Annotated in this window: 15 protein-coding genes and 1 other RNA gene; 9 read left to right on the forward strand and 7 right to left on the reverse strand. The window is 61.2% G+C overall.

Going from position 1 to position 18,560, the window contains the following annotated elements; translation table 11 throughout:
• Nucleotides 1-10: 10 nt before the first annotated feature.
• Nucleotides 11-721 (reverse strand): tellurite resistance TerB family protein, encoded by a 711-nt coding sequence (locus tag HSDC_RS04350; RefSeq protein WP_064698726.1) that lies wholly within the window; start codon nucleotides 719-721, stop codon nucleotides 11-13.
• 257 nt (nucleotides 722-978) lie between these two features.
• Nucleotides 979-1,075, reverse strand: an RNA gene (ffs, locus tag HSDC_RS04355) — signal recognition particle sRNA small type.
• A 226-nt stretch (nucleotides 1,076-1,301) separates the two neighbouring features.
• Between ffs and HSDC_RS04360 the strand changes: the two genes are divergently transcribed.
• From HSDC_RS04360 to HSDC_RS04370, 3 genes are all read left to right on the forward strand, one after another.
• Nucleotides 1,302-2,525 (forward strand): ATP-grasp domain-containing protein, encoded by a 1,224-nt coding sequence (locus HSDC_RS04360; RefSeq protein WP_064698727.1) that lies wholly within the window; start codon nucleotides 1,302-1,304, stop codon nucleotides 2,523-2,525.
• A 39-nt stretch (nucleotides 2,526-2,564) separates the two neighbouring features.
• Nucleotides 2,565-4,610 carry a hypothetical protein gene (locus HSDC_RS04365; protein WP_064698728.1) on the forward strand — a complete coding sequence of 682 codons (2,046 nt, stop codon included), beginning with the start codon at nucleotides 2,565-2,567 and terminating at the stop codon, nucleotides 4,608-4,610.
• A 103-nt stretch (nucleotides 4,611-4,713) separates the two neighbouring features.
• A complete protein-coding gene (locus HSDC_RS04370) occupies nucleotides 4,714-5,469 on the forward strand; it encodes a TlyA family RNA methyltransferase (RefSeq protein ID WP_064698729.1) in 756 nt (251 codons plus the stop codon).
• A 23-nt stretch (nucleotides 5,470-5,492) separates the two neighbouring features.
• On the opposite strand, the gene HSDC_RS04375 is transcribed toward HSDC_RS04370, so the two are convergent.
• Together HSDC_RS04375 and HSDC_RS04380 are read right to left on the reverse strand one after the other, a co-directional pair.
• Nucleotides 5,493-7,601, reverse strand: a complete 2,109-nt coding sequence (locus HSDC_RS04375) for a peptidase domain-containing ABC transporter (RefSeq protein WP_064698730.1) — start codon at nucleotides 7,599-7,601, stop codon at nucleotides 5,493-5,495.
• Nucleotides 7,598-8,887: an HlyD family secretion protein gene (locus HSDC_RS04380; protein WP_064698731.1), complete on the reverse strand. Its 1,290-nt coding sequence runs from the start codon at nucleotides 8,885-8,887 to the stop codon at nucleotides 7,598-7,600. The genes HSDC_RS04375 and HSDC_RS04380 overlap by 4 nt, the downstream gene beginning before the upstream one ends.
• A gap of 516 nt (nucleotides 8,888-9,403) precedes the next feature.
• Here HSDC_RS04380 and HSDC_RS04385 point away from each other — a divergent pair.
• Complete coding sequence (locus HSDC_RS04385; protein ID WP_064698732.1) at nucleotides 9,404-9,637, forward strand: hypothetical protein; 234 nt, start codon at nucleotides 9,404-9,406, stop codon at nucleotides 9,635-9,637.
• A 107-nt stretch (nucleotides 9,638-9,744) separates the two neighbouring features.
• Here the strand turns inward: HSDC_RS04385 and mscK are convergent, their stop codons facing one another.
• The gene (mscK, locus tag HSDC_RS04390; protein ID WP_064698733.1) at nucleotides 9,745-13,260 is read right to left on the reverse strand and encodes a mechanosensitive channel MscK; all 3,516 of its coding nucleotides are present in this window, start codon (nucleotides 13,258-13,260) and stop codon (nucleotides 9,745-9,747) included.
• A gap of 41 nt (nucleotides 13,261-13,301) precedes the next feature.
• Here mscK and HSDC_RS04395 point away from each other — a divergent pair, with 41 nt between their 5' ends.
• From HSDC_RS04395 to HSDC_RS04415, 5 genes are all read left to right on the forward strand, one after another.
• A complete protein-coding gene (locus tag HSDC_RS04395; protein ID WP_064698734.1) occupies nucleotides 13,302-14,333 on the forward strand; it encodes a phospholipase A in 1,032 nt (343 codons plus the stop codon).
• Nucleotides 14,334-14,408: 75 nt separating this feature from the next.
• Nucleotides 14,409-14,741 carry an ElaB/YgaM/YqjD family protein gene (locus tag HSDC_RS04400; RefSeq protein ID WP_064698735.1) on the forward strand — a complete coding sequence of 111 codons (333 nt, stop codon included), beginning with the start codon at nucleotides 14,409-14,411 and terminating at the stop codon, nucleotides 14,739-14,741.
• Nucleotides 14,741-15,139, forward strand: a complete 399-nt coding sequence (locus HSDC_RS04405; RefSeq protein WP_064698736.1) for a phage holin family protein — start codon at nucleotides 14,741-14,743, stop codon at nucleotides 15,137-15,139. The genes HSDC_RS04400 and HSDC_RS04405 overlap by 1 nt, the downstream gene beginning before the upstream one ends.
• Nucleotides 15,123-15,419: a YqjK family protein gene (locus tag HSDC_RS04410; protein ID WP_064698737.1), complete on the forward strand. Its 297-nt coding sequence runs from the start codon at nucleotides 15,123-15,125 to the stop codon at nucleotides 15,417-15,419. Before HSDC_RS04405 ends, HSDC_RS04410 begins: the two co-directional genes overlap by 17 nt.
• Nucleotides 15,420-15,561: 142 nt before the next feature.
• Nucleotides 15,562-16,296, forward strand: a complete 735-nt coding sequence (locus tag HSDC_RS04415; RefSeq protein WP_064698738.1) for a ParA family protein — start codon at nucleotides 15,562-15,564, stop codon at nucleotides 16,294-16,296.
• On the opposite strand, the gene HSDC_RS04420 is transcribed toward HSDC_RS04415, so the two are convergent.
• The gene (locus HSDC_RS04420) at nucleotides 16,288-17,262 is read right to left on the reverse strand and encodes a CHAD domain-containing protein (RefSeq protein ID WP_064698739.1); all 975 of its coding nucleotides are present in this window, start codon (nucleotides 17,260-17,262) and stop codon (nucleotides 16,288-16,290) included. The two genes, HSDC_RS04415 and HSDC_RS04420, sit on opposite strands and share 9 nt — an antisense overlap.
• Before the next feature lie 115 nt (nucleotides 17,263-17,377).
• On the reverse strand, nucleotides 17,378-18,553 hold the full coding sequence (locus HSDC_RS04425) for a BaiN/RdsA family NAD(P)/FAD-dependent oxidoreductase (RefSeq protein ID WP_064698740.1): 1,176 nt from the start codon (nucleotides 18,551-18,553) through the stop codon (nucleotides 17,378-17,380).
• Nucleotides 18,554-18,560: the final 7 nt, after the last annotated feature.

The following is an 18,560-nucleotide window of genomic DNA, read 5'->3' on the forward strand; positions in this document are numbered from 1 at the left end:
TGACAGGATATCAGGAAGCTACCGCCTGCTGTTCCAGCTCGCGCTTGAGCGAATCATCGAGCCCCAGGGCGGAGGCCAACTGATCGAGCCAGGCACGCTCCATGGGGTTGTCGTCGTCGATCACCGCAACGCTGACCAGATACATTTCGCGGGCCGCCTGGGGAGAATCCGCCTGTCGCGCCAGGGCCAGCGCATCGAGCGGCGCGGCAAGCTGGCGTTCCACCCAGTCGTGCAGCTCGTCATCGGCGCCCATCTCGTCGATCTGCTCGGTGAGCATGGCCCGCTCACGCTCGTCGATATGCCCATCGGCGCGCGCCGCCATGATCATCGCCTGCAGCAACTCCAGGCTACGCTGCTCCTGCTGGTTACCCTCGAGACGATCCATGGGCTTGCCTTCACGCGCTTCATCCCCCGCATCGCCACCTCGGGAATTCTGCCAGGCCTTCCAGGCCAGCATGCCGACACCGGCGATAGCACCGTACTTGAGCGCCTTGCCGCCCATCTTGCGCCCTCGCTTGGAGCCGATCAGCATGCCCAGGGCGCCACCGCCCAATAGCTGCTTCGGGTCGAAACCGCCCTTTTGTCCACGACTCTGGCCACTGCCGCCACCCAACTGGGACGACAGGCTATCGACCATGCCCTTGAGGTCTGTCCCCCCCGACCCGGAGCCGCCGCTGCCGGCTTGTTTCATCAACTGATCGAGAATGCGCTTGGCGTTCATCCTGGTCTCCTTGTCGCCTTCGCCACTGCCTTGGATGATCGGCTCGCCACTTCGTTTCATCAAGCCATAAATGCACGAGCCGAATCGGCCACGAGCGGGCGGTGTGGGGATGACGAAGAAAGAGAAGGAGCAGTAGCGCAGGAAGCCGGATGAAAAGAGAAAAGAATGGACGAAAGGAAGGAATGCAGAGAAGGGCAGGAGTGGAAAGAGACAGAACGGGAAGCATATGGCTCCCAGACCAGCCAGAATGGAGGCAGCCCCGACAGCCACATCCCGGCACACGCGTCCATCACTACCGTTGCTCCCTTCCGGGCCTGGCGGGGTTCGCGATCTAGCGTTGCGGGAGGACCGACGGGGCCACCACAGACGACACTTTTTGCTGTCGAACTCGAAGGCGATCAAGTGCCTATCGAGCGGCGCGCACTATAACAAGCGTGCCGGCTGCGAGCAAGCGTCGTTGGCCCCGCGCGCACCGTTGATGCCGGATCCCCTGGCCACCCTCCGATTCGGCTATGCTGAACTCATGAGCGTGCGGCCATTCTTGAGTCGGCACGTTGTCGCTTGCACCAAGGAGGTGTCTATGCAGAAGGACCCCGACAAGGGCTACATCGCCCTGCTGGGCTGGAGCCTGAACGCCATTGAGGCCGCCGAGAATTTCGACCGCCGGTATGTGGTCGTGGCACCGGACTGGGCAGCGGAATACTGTCAGCAGCACGACCTGCCCTATGTTTCCTGGAACTTCGAGCGCTTGAACGACCGCTCCATGGAAATCGCCGAAACGCTCAAGGGGATGGGCGTTGACGTCGCCATCCCCCTGTACGAGGAAACGGTGGAATGGGCCGGCGCCATCAATTCGGTACTGCTCGACAACCCGCGGCTCTATGGCCAGTCGCTGTTGCTGCGCGACAAGGCGCTGATGAAACGACGCGCACAGCTTGGCGGCATCCGCGTCGGCATCTTCGAGGAAGCCCATGACAAGGACGACGTCATCCGCTTTCTCAAGCGGGTCAACCAGACACTGCTCAAGCTCGACGGCGACCCCAACGATCCCATCCACCTCAAGGCCTTCGACAAGGCTGGCTGCCTGGGCCACCGAGTGATTCGCACTCCCGATGAGGTCGATACCATCCCGGACGAGGAGTTTCCGGTCTTGATGGAGTCCCACCTGGATGGCTGGGAGTTCGCCGTCGAAGCCTGGATCCACAACGGCAAGATCGCCTTTCTCAATATCTCCGAGTACGTGACCCTGGGCTATTCGGTGTTCGTGCCGGCCTCCCCCGAGCTGGAGCGCTATCGCCCGCAGATCACCGCCCAGATCGAGAAGCTGATCAAGGCGTTCGATATCGAATTCGGCCTGATACACCCGGAATACTTCGTCACCAGCGACGGCGAGATGTATTTCGGAGAGGTCGCGTATCGACCGCCCGGTTTCAAGGTCTTCGAGCTCCTCGAGCGCGTCTATGGGTTCAACGCCTACCAGGCCAGCATGCTCGTCTTCGACCCCAACACCACCCCCGAAGAGGTTGCCGCCTTCTTCCCGAAAGAGGTCGTCGACGCCAATGGCTATGCCGGCTGCTTCGGCGTCTATCCGCGCCTGCGGGTCGTCAGCCGCCTGGAAATTCCCGAGGAAGTGGAAGATCACCCCTATTTCGAGTCTCACGAACTCACGCCGCCCTTGCAGGAAACCGTCACCAAACGCACCGCCTTCGGCACTCACTGGGGCTTGACCTACTTCAAGGGCGACGACCCCCATCGCCTGCGCGACCTGCTCAAGACGCTGGAAGAACTTGATTTCTATGTCTGAACAGAGCGTCATGTCGAAAATCGACGACCGGGAGTCCGCGTGACGACGCAATCGAATCACCCCCAGAACGGCGAGCCGCCCGATAATGACGGCAAGCTCGCCGCCGTGCTGGGCAAGTTGGATGACGCCATCGGGCAATTGGCCGAGGCGCCGGACTTCGCCAAGCCCGGCAAGCTGCCTCAGGTACTGGACACGGCCCGCCGGGCGATGATGCAGGACGGCGGGTGCGCGGCGGTGGAGCCACGCGCCGTGGAAATGGAAGCGGCAGGCATTTTCCAGGGCTCCGACTGGGCCACGCCACAGTTCCTGCTGCCGTCATTGACCGTTCAGGCATTGCAGAGCCCCGACCCGAACACCGTGGTGGTCGAGGCCCTGAGCGAGCTGCGCCTGTTGCCCGTGGCCAAGGGCGAGACACGTCATGCGCTGATTTCCACCGAACAGGCGCATCATTACCTGACCCAGGTGATGGCCCTTAACCTGTCGTTGCTGTTCGGCGCTCCCACCGAGTCGGAGCGCGCCACCCAGGGGCGACTAGCCAACCTGCCCCGCCAGCTGTTCCAGCACCTGGCGACACGCATCGGTTATGAACACATCATCGACAGGCTGATCGAAGAAATCTGGCGCATTCTCAACCAGCGGCCAATCCAGGTCGAGCCGGTCAAGCGAATGATCACGCAGATCGCGATCTGTCAGGCCGATCCCGCCATCGACCTGGGCGCCAGCGGGCAGGGAGCCGACCGACTCGTCAGTTCCCTGTTCGGCCCCACCCAGGCCTGTCGCGAGGATCCCGGTCTCGACACCTATCGTGAACGCCTGGAGAGCATGGACGCCACCGCCCTGCAGGCGGAGGCCACCGGCTTCGCACGGGCCATGCATGACACCGGCCTGGTGTCGCCGTATCACCCTGTATTGCTGCTCCATCTCACCGACCACAGCGACCATCTGCTGGCCGAGGCGCTGGGGCTCTCCGCCACGGGACGCGATGGCCTGCTCTGCTATCAGGAACTGGTACGCGCCCTGATCCGCGACGCCATCCTGCCGGAAACGGCCCAGGCAGCCTACGGCCTGGCCTTGCTGCTCGAGCGTGGCATCCTCTATCAACCCCCGGTGGCACCGGCCATGTGGCGCCAGCTCAGCCTGCCGCTTTCGGAATGGTCACAGGCGCGCCTCAACCTGGCCTACGGCGAGACCGTCTCGCCACGCGCCAGACTCCTGGAAGGCGTGCTCTGCATGCTCGGGCAGCCGCTCGGGGTCGGTCAGGGCAACAACCCGACCTGCCAATCAGCTCGGGCACTGTCGATGTGGGCCTATAACGACCCTGACTACCTGTTGCAGATGGTGGCCTGGGCGGCCCGGGACGATGAGATCATCATGCACTTCGAAGGCCAGCCTATCTCATCGATGGCGAGCCTTTCCGGCGTGGCCAGCGAATTGCCCATGGACCTCGACCCGGTTTCCCTGATCGTGGTACCCCACCTGGACCGCATCTATGCCGAAATGGGCCGGCGCTGCATCGGCCGGGAGGGCGACCCCCACCGCTGGGTCAACCCTGAGTTCCATGGCTGGTGGTCGGGACGCGGCTTTCGCATCAACGTCGATGTGGCCAGCGGGCAGCTCCACGAACTGGACGCCTTTCTGCGCCACTTCTATGCCAGCTACCATCCCGACTACAACGGCAACCAGCCACTGATTCACCCCCAGCCGGCGGGTATTGCCGTGACCGACAGCGCCGCCCGTTTCATCGGCTGGCATGCCATCACCATTTTGCGTGCCGGAATCGATCCAGAAGGCATCACGCGCGTCTACTTCTACAATCCCAACAACGACAGTGGCCAGAACTGGGGCGATGGCGTCAAGGTCAGTACCTCCGGCCGTGGCGAGCGCTTCGGCGAAGCTTCGCTCCCCTTCGACCAGTTCGCCTCCCGACTCTACATTTTCCATCACGACCCACTGGAACGCGGCGAACTGGCCCAGGTTCCTCAAGAAGAGCTCGACCGCGTCATCGGCCACATCGAGCGCAGCTGGGGCGCTGATCGCCTGCCGCCGGCGGGGCTGCAAGCTTCTCGGGGTAGCGCTCCGCCGTGATGGTCACGCCCCGGTGTCCGCCGGACATCGGGGCCCACGTGGTCCGATGCGGCCGTTCGTTATGTCATAATGATGCTTTTCTCGCTGCCGGAACCGCCCTACCATGCCACGCCTCGATCAACTCCTGCTCGGCCAGGGACTGGCCCGTTCGCGAACACGCGCGCAGCGGCTGATTCGCCACGGCCGGGTACGCCGGGCCGATGACGGCAAGGTACTGACCCGGCCCGGCGAGAAACTGGCCGAGACGGTGGAATTGAGAGTCGATGATGATCCCGAGGAGCGCTATGCCTCCCGGGCCGGCCTCAAGCTGGAAGCCCTGCTGGAGACACTCTCGCTTCCTCTGCAGAACCGAGGAGTGCTAGACGTCGGGCAATCCACCGGCGGCTTCACCGATTGTGCGTTGCGCCATGGCGCTCGCCATGTGGTCGGCGTTGAGGTGGGACGCGACCAATTGGATCCTCGCCTGCGCGAAGATCCGCGCGTTCTCTGCCTGGAAGGTCTGAATGCCCGCGCCATGCGCAATGATCCCCGGCTTCGAGCGGCGCTGCATTCGCACCCGGTCGATGTTGCCGTCATGGACGTCGCCTTCATTTCTCAGACGTTGATTCTGCCGGAACTGGCCGTTCTCCTGCCCACGGGCAGTGAGTTGCTGTCACTGGTCAAACCGCAATTCGAGGTTGGCCCGGAGGGTGTCAATGCCCAGGGACTGGTCACCGACCCGAACCGCTACACCGACGTGGAAGCAAAATTGCGTCTCGCCTGCGACACCCACGGCTTCGAGATTCACCACTGGTGTGAAAGCCCGATCCTAGGCGGTGATGGCAACCATGAGTTTCTGCTCTACGCCCGACGGCGATGAAAGCCCCCGTCATGGACGGACGCTTACAATTCCTGCATATCGATCACGCGATCCGTCATGGCAAGTGTCGAGGGACGGTGCGCTATCACGACCCGAGTAATCGACAGCTTCTGTATCGCCGCATTGATCGCTGCCTCGTTTTCTGGATCCAGGTGGCTGGTGGCCTCATCCAGCAACAAGACTTTAGGCCGTCGGTATAATGCCCTGGCCAGAATGATGCGTTGCATTTGACCGCCGGAGAGCGTGCTCCCCATGTCCCCCACGAATGTCTCGTAGCCCATCGGCATCTTCGCGATCTCATCATGGATGGCAGCCAGCATCGCACACTGATGAATGAGGCGAATATCGGGATCAGGATCAAAGCCGCTGATGTTTTCAGCGACCGAGCCGGCAAAGAGACGATCATCCTGAAGCACACAGCCGATTCTATCCCGATAAGCAGCGGCTCCAATGGATGACAGCTCCTTTCCATCGATACAGACTTGCCCTTTATTAGGCAACATCAAGCCGGCCAGGATCTTCAATAACGTCGTCTTTCCCGACCCCGAAGGGCCGGATATACCAACACACTCCTGTGCATTGATCGAGAAGCTGACATCCTTTATCACCTCCTCCTCACTATCAGCATATCGAAAGCTGACTCCTCTGACATCGATGTGCCCAGCCCCTGACGAATCTTCATCGCTTTCCGAATCGCCAGAGACACGATCGGTCTGCTCGGGCTCGACCAGGGCAATATCTGCCACACGCTCACCATGCAATGACAACATCCTGAGCTGTATCATGGTGGAGATGAAATTATCCATCCGGTTGGTGAACTGATCCTTGTACGACAGGAAAGCAATCAGCATACCTATCGAGAGCGTATCACCCATGATCGCTCTCGCACCAAGATATATGATGATAATTCTATCAGCCCCGAAAAGCAGGCGACTGGCGTTTTTGAACACAATATCGAACTTCTCGACCTGAAGATTGGCATTGACTCGATCAACCAGATAGTTGATCCAGACAGAACGACGACGCTCCTCCAGATTGAGAACCTTCAGACTCGCCATCCCACGCAGGCTTTCCATGAAGTGCGTATTTTCCTGTGCTGCATATACGATGGCTTCTTCCGACAGGTTCCTGTACGGACGATACAGACACAGGCGAAGAATGGTGTACAGCAGAACGGCAATGATGGGAACACTGGCAAGCCATCCACCATACAGCCACAGCATGACCACCATCGCGATCGACATGACACCATCCAGCAGCGCCATGATGGCGCTCGTGGTGAGCGTCTTCTGAATGGAATCAAGCGAGCCGAAGCGGGAAACGATATCCCCCACGTGGCGCTTCTCGAAATAACTGAGCGACAGCCTCATCAAGTGATCGAACAGTCCCGCCTTCCATTGCAGAACCAGACTCGACCCAATCAACATCGATGTCCATGACCGAACAAGGCTTGCCAGTACCTGCAGAACCAGAAGTAAAGCAAATGCAATGGTGATCAAGGTCAGGAGGTCATGATCCTGGGCCACGATAACTTGGTCGATCACCAGTTGAAAGCCAATCGGCATTGCAATGGTAACGATCTCCAGAAGAACGGATATTGCAATGATCTGCAACGCAGCCCGACCGATACCAGCCGTTCGCTTGATCATTTCCGTGACATGAATGCGCTCACGCTCATTTTTCTTCGTGAAGAGCTCGTTTGGCCATGCCTCCAGAGCAACCCCGGTAAATCGCTTCGAGACTTCCGAATATGGCAGCTTCCGGCTGCCTGTGGCGGGATCATGAATCGTAACGCCGTTTGCACCCACGCGGGTCAACACAACGAAGTGGTTATGATTCCAGTGCAGAATGCATGGTAACTGCAACTTCCCCAGATCGGAAAGTTCCAGACGAACAGCCCGAGTCGATAACTTGAGATCCCCTCCCACTTTCAAGAGGTCCTTTAATGCCATTCCCTTCAGTGAAGTGGAAAAGCGGTGCCGCATGGCAGGGAGGTCGAGCGCATGCCCATGATGACTTGCCACCATCGCCATGCATGCGAGGCCGCACTCTGCCGCCTCGGACTGGATAATGACGGGCGTCCCACGCCTGAAGCCACCCAGCAGACGCTTTGGTAGTTCCGACAGGTTCATTGTGCCTCCCCCTCAGCGGCTAAAACTTCCGACAGCCCGTAAAGCGGCTCGAATATCCACTGGTAGAGGGGACGCGTCTCCACCATGATATGGGCCTCTGCCTGCATGCCGGCCTGTAGCGGAACACGATCGCCATATGTCATGGCGAAAGGTGAATCCGGCTTAACGGTGATACGATATATGGCGGTTGAGGTAGGCGCTGTAGCCCCATTGTCCACCAGCATCTTGATTTCATCTTGCTTCAAGGGAGCTCTGGTGATGTCCGTAACGGTTCCGGGGTACTGGCCAAATTTCTGATAGGGGAAGGCGGAATAGCGCAGCAATACCTCGTCGCCCTCTTTCAGGAACCCGATATCTCGACTCGGCGCCAATAACTGCGCTTTCAACTGCGCATCATCGGGCAATATCGTCAGAAGTGGTGTGCCGGTGGAGACGGTCTGCCCTGCCTGGGTGGCGATCGACTCGACAACACCGCTTCGTGGCGCCGTGACGCGAATGGACTGGCGAGACTCACCCTCCGCAATTTGTTTTTCTATCGTAATGAGCTGACGTCGCAAATCTCCAAGTTCAGAAGCAACATTCAAGTCAAAGGAAGACAGTTCATCACGAACTCTTTGCAACTCGGATTTCAGCCTGACCCGCTGTCCTTTCAGACGCTCCAGGGTTTCTCGCCGTTCCATGTAAGCCTGTAGACGACTCTCGAAAGCCTGAGAGGGCGTCAGCCCCTTATCCATATACTCTTTTTGCTCCATGGCATAGCCATGCAACGTATTGGAAAACTCTTCTGCCACTTCTATCTGGTCTTCAATCTGCTCGACTTCTTCAACCAGATTGTCTCGCTGATGTTGAAGGGAGCTTTTTTCCTTTTCAGACAACGCTTCATGACGTTGTATCTCAACCTTCAACTCTTCTTTTTGATTTCTCATCAACTGATTGACGGCTTCCTGAGTATCTCCCAGAGCAGTTGAACTATCTAGATTTATCTCATAGAGAGGCTCCCCTCTCTCGACACTCTCGCCTTTTTTCACGTATTGGCGGGTTATCCATCCATAGCTCGGCGCGGAAACTCGGGTCAGCCCTTCCGTTGGCAACATGACGCCGGAAACAGCGACACGCCTGGTGTAGTTCCCGAAAACCAGAAAGACGATTATCGCTATAACAATAACCACTGACACAACAGCCAAGACTTTTGTCGGGATATTCTGTAATACGGTGGGACGCCCCAGCCACGTCATCCGACGAGCCTCGAACGATTCCTTCCGAAACAACGGCGACTTCTCGCTCATGCAGCAGGTTCTCCCTTACCCATATCATGCTGCTCCCATCACTGTTTCCCGGAGGACCGAAACGGGGAACCTCTTTCCGATCAAGGATAATCGCCCATACGTTTTACAGAATCGGCATGCGCTTCACAAGGGATCTTTTTATCCATTAACGAGCTAACAATCACCTTTTATTCATTCAGGTTATTTAACTAGACCCATACCCCATCATGTCAATGACCATCAGTAGCTCAGTCATCTCATATAACAAAAACCAACACTCCGTAACATTTCCCAGTCTTCACCCCCTCAATCGGGCCATGCCATGGCGAAACCAGGCGCCATGAATGGATAACATTGCGTTTCCTGCTTAGCGATATTGCAACAAATCCTCTCCATGAACTCTGTAATCGGGATCCAGAGAACTTGTCGTACCTTGACCCTTTTCACTCGAAGCTCTAGAGATATAAGTGCTGTTTGACAGGCGAACTGCTTCAACAGCACTACTTGATTTCTCACAGCAGCACACAAGGAGGTCACATGTCTGATTCGACCATTCGCCCCATGACTCTCGATGAGATCGATGTCGTCTCTGGCGGCATTAGCTATGATCAAGCCTATCAAGACTTCCAGGAAGGCGGTCAGCAGCTTGGTGCCGGTGCCGGCAAGCTTGTGGCAAGCGCCTGGACAGGCATTGCCTTGACGCCGGCGCTCATCGCCGACTCACTGGGCCTGAGCACGTCCCTGCCGGGCGGTCTGCCCGACCTGCCCTGACACCAGGGCTCATCGTCACAAGACAATGCCCACTATCGTGGGCATTGTCTTTTTCGTTGCTCCTGCAACACCGGCCGTGATGAGAAAACGGCAGCCGTTAGCGCCGGCTAGCGTCCTCCGCCGTCACCACCGCCATCGACATCGCCGGGATCCCCCGCCGCACCGGGCGGTGGATGGCGTGGCATGTCATCGTCAGAGGGCGGCCGGGGATGCAGCTTGGCACGAGCTCCATCACTGCGACGGTGCAACCAGACGGCCATCTGGTTGAAGGCAATGTTCAGGTCGTGTTCGGCCAACAGCTCGCCGACCCGCCCATTGAGTTCATCGGTGGCATACAACCGATCACCGAGACTGTTGACGTAGATTCGCAACTCATACTCCATGGCACTCTCGCTGTAGCGCATGAAGAAGATCTCCGGCGGTGGGTCGCGTAGTACCCGCTCGTTCTCGTCGGCGGCCTGCTGTAACAGGCGCTGCACCAGACGATGATCGGAGCCGAGTTCCACGCCGTAGGTCAGGATGACCCGCGTGATATTGTCCGACAGCGACCAGTTGATGAGCTGGTCGGTGACGAACGTCTTGTTGGGGATGATGATTTCCTTTCGATCGAAGTCGGTGACCGTGGTCGCTCGAATCCGGATGCGGCTGACCGTACCGGTCAAATGACCGAGCGTAATGGTGTCACCGATGCGCATCGGGCGCTCGAAGAGAATGATCAGCCCCGAGATGAAGTTGGCGAAGATCTCCTGCAACCCGAACCCCAGACCGACCCCCAGGGCCGCCACCAGCCATTGCAGCTTGCCCCAGGAGACACCGAGCGTTCCCAGTGCCATCACCACGCCGGTGCCCACGATGGTATAGGAGAGCAAGGAACTGATGGCGTAGGCACTGCCCTGCTTGAGCTCCAGGCGAGACAGAACCATCACTTCGAGCAGCCCGGGCAGGTTTCGCGCCAGCATCAAGGTCAAGGCAATGGTCAGCAGGGCCACGATGGTGTCGGCCACCGATACTGCACCCCCTACCAGTTCAGCGCCTTGCTGCCCCTCGCCGCCCAGCAGCATGACCTGTTCCAGATAGCCGAATACCGTGAGCAGATCGGCCCAGACCAGGTAGAGCACCACCAGAAAACCGATCAGCAACGCCAGCTTGGCCAGACGCAACGACTGTTGATTGACCTGCTGCATGTCCAGCGGAGGTTCTTCGACGACATCGAGCCCGCTCTCGCCTTCGTGCTCCTGCAATGCTCGCCGTCGCGCCAGGGCACGGCGATAGGCCAGACGACGTGCGGCCACGGCCAACCCACGCACCACCGCCGCCTCGACGAGGATCCAGACGCCAAGCACATAGAGGGTCATCACGAATCGGCTGACCAGACTCAAGGCCGTGTACGCGTAGCCGGTCACCACCAGCCCACCCAACAGCAACGGCACTGCCGCCATCGCCAGGCCCAGCACCAGACGGAAGAATTTCACTCCGAAATAGGGGGTATGCGCCACGATCAGCTTGGCCAGCGACACGCTCATGCCCAGGAACCCGGCCAAGAGCAGCCCCATGGCCAAGGGGCGATGATTCAGGTTGATACCAGCATCGCGGGCCAGGGGGGCGACCATCAGCACCGGGACCATCGACACGAACAGCCAGAACAGCCAACGGCGCAGCTTCACCGCGTAGGCCGAAGGCCAGTAGAAATGGCGAATGGCGACGCCATCGGCAACCAGCAGACGCCTTGCCCAGGCCACCACCGCCCAGGCCAGTGCGATCTGCATCAACGACCCACCGATACCCAGCGCAACACCTTGCCCGCCAAGCACCAGTGCCAGGCCAACACTCGCCAGCAGCAATGGCATGGGCATCGCCAGCAGGGCATTGAACAATACCGCCTTGGGCGTGTGAGCCTGGCTGTCGCGGCGCAGGTGGCCGACTTCATCGTGCAACTGCAACAGGCGCCGCTTGAGATTGCGCCTCAGCAGCAGCAAACCGGCCACCGCCAGCAACAAGGGAATGACCAGCAATGCCCTGGCATCCGGCACCGTCCATCGGTTCGGCAAGGCATGGCGCCACTCGCCCTCGCGCCATTCGGTCATCAGATGCTCCGGTAACTTGAGCAGCCAGGCGAGATCCAGAGGGCGCGCATTGGCCACCCAGAACAGTTGCTTGTCGATGGTGTCGCGTAACGATCGACTGGTCGACAGCAGTTGTTGCTGATGGAGCTGCAGCTCGATGGCCGCGCTGAGCATCTCGCCATACGTCGGCTCGAGCTGGTCCAGCAGATCGCGACGCGCGCGGAACAGCTGCGAAAGCGGCTCGACCAGGGCTGGCGATACCTCTTCGCCCGTCGCATTCTCCATTCGCTGTCGCGCCAGCGCTTCGGCATCCTTGAGCGCTTCACGCTGGCGATCCAGCTCGAACTGGCGCAGGCGCCAATCGGCGATTTCGTCCTTCAGCCCCCCTTGCACGTCGACCTTGGGCAAGGCCTGGCGCTGCTCGCGCAGAATCTGTGACAGCAAAGTGCTGCCGCGAATCGCTTCCACGTGCTCATCCATGCCGCGCTGGAGCTGGCGCACCTGATCGAGCTGTCGACGCGTCTCGAGCCCCTGGCGCACCAGCTCGTTGGCGCGACTGGTGATGCGCAGCAATTCCAGGCTCATGTCCCGATTGACGCGCTGGGCCTCACTGACGAGGGGGTGGCTCGCCACATCATCGGGCTCGTCCTGCACGGCCTCGGCGATGGCCTGCTCGGAGCGTTCCCGGCGACGCTGGTCGATCAGGCGCTGCAAGGTCAACACTTGGGCTTCCTGCGTGGTGACACGGCGCTCGAGCAGGTCGCGGCGTTGCTGGGCCAGCTCCCGCAAACGCGAATTGGTGGCCAGTTCACGCTGATGCAATGCCAGGCGTTGCTCGGCCAGGGCCCGCTTGACCCGCGCTTGCATGTGACGCGGATCGCTTTCGTCGACATCGCGGGCCGCCAGGTCCTCGAGCGTACGGCGGCTCTCCTCCACAGCCTGGGTCGCTTCAGAGATGCCTTGCTGGGCGCGCTCAGGCAAGGTCTGAGTACCGAGCAGGCGCGTCTCGATCTGCGACAGGCGATCCTGGTCCCGGCGCAGCGCCTGGGAGGCCTCCTGCAACTGGCTTTCCAGTGTCTCCAGATCCTGCGACTCCAGCGCTTCCAGAGACGCCGTCGGTGTCTCGTCCTGGTGCTCCGACAAGGCTTGCTGCAATTCCCGGAGTTCAGCGGGCGCACGCTCCACCCGCACTTCCAACTCCTCGAGTCGAACCTCGACGGCTTCCTTCGCCGCCAGGTCATCGAGCGTCGACTGGAGGGTATCGATCTTTTCCTGGGTTGCCGCATCGGGTTCTTGCCCTTCGGCCGGGCGCAGTTCTTCCAGGCGCTGCTCGATCGCCTCGCGCGTCGGTGGCTCGGCGGCCCAGACCGTCGAGCCGACCAGGGCCATCAACAGGCAAACAATGTGCAATACCTTCATGCCGGCACGGCGCGACACTACGCTCACAATCACCTCGTCATCGGTGGCACCACGGGAATTGCTGTGATTCTCGATGCATATCGCTGACAAGGCAATTCCAGGCGTCGCCAGGCCGCCACAGTTGACTTGCCCTGCCGGCATGGTAGAAACGGCGTCCTATACCCAGTAATCGCAGGCGGCGCATGAAGCCCTCACGACTCTTCCTCTCCCTGATGCTCGTTGGCCTGGCCCACGATTCGGTAGCCGCCGAGTCGCTCACCGATGCCGAGCGGGAGGCCATCGAATCGCGCATCCAGTCGTTGCAGGCGGAACTTCGCCAGCTACGCGGGCGCCTGCACGATGATACGCCGTCGGCTCATCACACTGTCGTGCCTGACGAGGAGGCCCATAATCAGGAACTGGAGGAGTCGGTGGCCAAGCGGCGTCTGCTCGAGCAGGAATCCGAGCACAATCCTTTCGCCATCACCACGCACCGGCGCAACTACCTGCTTCCGCTGAGCTACACCTCCCGACCGAGCGAGCGCACCATCAATGGCGTCGACAACGATGTCGATGCCGACCGCATGGAGATGCAATTCCAGTTCAGCGCCAAGTTCGAGCTTGCCGATGACCTGCTGCCCGCCGGTGGCGACCTCTATTTCGGCTATACCCAGCGTAGCTGGTGGCAGGCTTACAACACGGACGCCTCCTCGCCGTTCCGCGAAACCAACTACGAACCCGAGATCTTCGCCGATTTCGACAACGACTGGACCATTGCCGGCTGGACCAACATCCACAACCGGCTCTCGCTCAACCACCAGTCCAACGGCCGTTCCGGCGAGATGTCGCGCAGCTGGAATCGCGTCATCCTGACCAGCACCTTCGTCAACGACGCCTGGGCCGTCTCCCTGGCCCCCTTCTGGCGAGTGCCGGAATCCGAGGATGACGACGACAACCCCGACATCGAGCATTTCGTCGGCTATGGCGATGTCACCGTGGCGCGTCGACTGTTCGGCGATCACGAAGCCAGCCTGATGTGGCGCGGCAACCCCAGCAGCGGCAACATGGGCGCCCAGTTCGACTACTCCTGGCCACTGTTCGGCAAGGTGCGCGGCCACATCCAGTACTACCATGGGTACGGGGACAGCCTGATCGACTACGATCGCAGCGTGCATCGACTCGGCCTGGGCTTCAGCCTGAACCCCCTGTTCTCCTCGGGAGAGTTCGAGCGCTGAAGCACGTCATAATGATTGCACCGCTAACGGCGGCTGCTATGCTGGGCATGTCATGAACCGTCAGAGGAAGACCCAATGACTGATCGCACTCCCCATAGCCGTGAAACGTCCCAGCAACTCAAGGAAGACCTGCACAACCTCACCCAGACCGTCGAGGAACTGGTGAGCGCCACCGCCGACGACTCGCGCAGTAATGTCAAGGAATTGCGCGAACGGGCCGAAAAGCGCCTCAAGGATACCCGCGCACGCCTCGAGGCCCGCGGCGAGCGAGCCTATCACGAGGCTCGTGACAGCGTGACGCGACAGGCCGATGCCTGCGACCGTTACGTTCACGACAACCCCTGGACCAGCATCGGCATCGGTGCCGCCGTCGGTGTCGTCGTCGGCATGCTGATCGGACGGCGCTGATGTCGGCGAGCCAAGGACCGGCACAACGCCTGTTCGACGCCGGCAAGCGCTTGTTGGGCAGTCTGCTGGCCACCGGCGAGACGCGTTTGCGTCTCGCCGTTCTCGAACTCGAGGAAGAGCGCGCCCGGTTGGTGTCCCTGCTGCTGCTGGCTGGGCTCAGCCTGATCCTGCTGCTGCTCGGCCTGGGCACCTTGACCGCTCTGGTCATCGTCGCCTTCTGGGAGAGCCACCGCCTGACCGCGATCGCCATCAGTGCCGGCGTCCTGCTGTTCGGTGGCGCAGGGCTGGCAGCCTGGGTCATGCACCTGGCACGTCGCCCCACCCTGCTGGCCAGCACCCTGAAGCACCTGGCCCTGGACCGCGAACTGGTGGAGTCGCAACGTGACACGCAAGAATGAGGCGGATCGCCGTGAACGCAAGGCCACGCTCGAGGCGACCATCGAGCAACAGCGTGTCGATATCTTGCTGGCGGCTGAACGCTGGCGCGATGCCGCCGGTCCACTCGAGACCGGCTGGCAGATGGCGTATCGCTATCGCACACCGGCACTGACGCTGGGCGGTTTGATGCTGCTGCCGCTATTGCGACGTCCGGGCAAGGCGCTGAAGCTCGGACGACGCCTGGTCTTCGGCGCCTTGACCCTGAAGCGCCTGCGCACACTCTTGCCAGGTCGCCACTGAACTGGCCATTGCCTCTCGCAAGCTGCCCTGAAAAGGACGACGAGACGTATCATCGCCTCGTAACACTTTCATGTGTCACGACTGTTATGATCTCGTGTCAATTCGATAAATCGAACATGGCCTTTCAGGGAGCCCACCGCCCATGCGCATGCTGGCGCTCTACAGCATCAAGGGAGGCGTCGGCAAGACCGCCTCAGCCGTGAATCTCGCGGCACAGGCCGCACGAGCCGGCCATCGCGTACTGCTCTGGGATCTCGACCCCCAGGCCGCCACCAGCTTTTACCTGCGCAGCAAGCCCAAGATCCGAGGCGGCGTCGAAAAGCTCGTCAAGGGCAAGGCGTCCTTCGACAAGGTTATCCGGTCCACTCAGATGGACTATCTCGACCTGCTGCCGGCGGCTCTGGCATCGCGCGAAATGGACCGCCTGCTGGCCAAGCGCGGCAATAGCCACCTGCGCCAGATTCTCAAGCCGGTCCGAGACGACTACGACCTGGTGATCCTCGATTGTCCTCCGAGTCTTTCGCACCTTTCGGAGAACATCTTCTCGAGCGTCGATGCCCTGCTGGTGCCGGTGGTTCCGACCACGCTCTCGTTGCGCACCCTGGAGCAGCTGCGAGACTTTCTCGACGACCAGGATCAGGACTGTACCTTTTGGCCCTTCATCACCCTGGCCGATCGCCGCCGCAAGCTGCACTGCAATATCATCGAGACCATGCAGTCCCAATGGCCGCTGATGCTGTCCACGGTGATTCCTTCGGCCAGCGTGGTCGAGCGCATGGGCGTCGAGCGCGCCCCGCTTCACAGCTATGCACCACGCAGCGTTGCCGCCCGCAACTACCAGGCCCTGTGGCAGGAACTGGACCAGCGTCTAGGATGATATCTCGCGCATGGCCGCACAGGCCGCCTCCAGACGCATCGACAAGGCCTCGATGCCACCGGCCCCCTCGACGCCCACGGCGATCTCGTAATGCGCCAGCAGGCGGCGCCGGTTCTCCCTCACCAAGCCCATGAAACCGCGAAGGTGCCGTGGTGCCGACGCGCGTGGCGTCCCGCCCCGGGCGACCTCGACGAGCCTGGCCTCGAGTTCTCCGGACGCCTGAGCGAGGGCCATGTCACGCATCGCCGACTCACGTACCAGGTCGTCATGCAGCACGCCGAAAGCGTCCTGGAACGCCTTCATCGCACGCTCCGCACGCCGACAACGCAGCGACGCCTTGCGCCAGGGGCGCAACAAGTAGCGAATACGCTTGCCGGTGATGCGCGGTCGGTGCAGGGACTCGGCGTCCTCCACGGATCCCAACGCTTTGACTTCCGCGACCAGTCGTTCGCGCAACGCCGACAACGCCACCGCGCTGGCCTCGCCGAAGCTCGGTGCCCTCCCTTTCTTGCGGGTGCGCAGCTTATCGAGCCGCGACTGCAAGCGAGCATCCAGCCCGGGGAAGTGCGTTTCGACCGCCAGGTTCGCCGACTCATAGGCCTCGGCAACGTCGAGTTCGAGACGTTGCCGCCACCACTCGCCCGCCCCTCGTTCGGCGGCGGGCAACGAGGGGAGCGTCTGTCCCAGCCAGGCCAGCATCACCTCACCGTCTCGGGCCCGATTGGTCGCGCGGGCCAGATCGCGCAGGTCGCGCCTCAAGGACTTGGAAAAGGCGATACCCGGCTGGCCCCGATAGGCCTGGAGCCAGGCTCGCAAGCGACGCAATGCCACCCGGAAGTCATGCAATCCCTCGGCATCCCCGGGATCGGTAATGCGCGGCCTCGCCCGGCGCGCGTCGTTCAGCAGGTCCAGCCCGACCTCACCGACCACGCGTGGCAGACGCTGCCGTTGCAGAGGTTTGCCCATGGCCGCCTCCTTCCGCTGTCATGGCCCCCAGTATAGAAAGCAGCATGCCATCGCAAGGAAGAGGTAAAGAGAGGAGCAGGAGGACAAGGAGAAAGAAGCACAGGACGAGCGGCCATCACACTGCTTGTCCGCAGGCCACGCCGGAGGCCCAGGCCCACTGGAAATTGTAGCCCCCGAGTTCGCCGGTGACATCGAGCACCTCACCGATGAAGCGAAGCTGTGGCAGCCCCTGCACCTCGAAGGTCTTGGACGACAGATCACGAGTATCGATACCGCCCAGGGTCACCTCGGCGGTCCGCCAGCCCTCGGTACCGGCGGGCTTCAGATGCCAGTCGTTGAGATGGCCGGCCCAGGCCGTCAGCGTGGCATTGGAACATTCGGCGAGAGGCGCATCCCCGCCATGCCATTCCACCATGGCCTGAGCGAGACGTCGCGGGAGCCGCTCGGCCAGCCAAGTGGAGAGTCGGCGCTTGGGCGTCTCACGACGCGCAGCCGCCAGGGCATCGAAGGTATCGATATCGGGCAACAGGTCGATGGTCAGGGCATCGCCGGCCTGCCAGTAGCTGGAAATCTGCAGCATGGCGGGCCCCGAGAGGCCCCGATGGGTAAACAGCATCGGCTCGCGATACTCGCCGCCATTGCAGCGTACCACCACCTCGTGACTGAGGCCGGCCAGCGAGGCCGCGCGCGCCTTCCAGTGGGATGTCAGCGTGAAGGGCACCAGGGCGGCCCGGGTCTCGGTGACCTCCAGGCCGAACTGTCGAGCGATGTCATAGCCGAACCCCGTGGCGCCCATGGTCGGAATCGACAGCCCGCCGGTCGCCACTACCACCGCTCCCGCCTCGATGCGCCCCAGGCTGGTCGACAATCGCATACCCTCGCCCTGGCGCTCCACGGCACTCACCGAAGTTTTCAGGCGCAGCTCGACGCCGGCCCACTCACATTCGGTGAGCAGCACATCGAGCAGCTCCTTCGCCGAGCCGGCGCAGAACAACTGCCCCGGCGCTTTTTCCACGTGCTCGACGCCATGCCGCTCGACCAGTTCCACGAAGTGCTCGGGTCGATAACGCTTGAGCGCCGAAATGCAGAAGTGCGGGTTGCGCGAGAAGAAGTTTGCCGGTGTGGTCGCCATGTTGGTGAAGTTACAGCGCCCGCCCCCTGACATCAGGATCTTCTTGCCAGCCTTGTTGGCATGATCCACCACCAGCACCCGACGCCCCGCGTACCCCGCCGTCAAGGCGCACATCAGGCCCGCGGCGCCCGCACCGATCACGACCACGTCGTATGTCATGCCACTC

Source organism: Halomonas caseinilytica (assembly GCF_001662285.1).
In the GTDB taxonomy this organism is placed as follows: Bacteria; Pseudomonadota; Gammaproteobacteria; order Pseudomonadales; family Halomonadaceae; genus Halomonas; species Halomonas caseinilytica.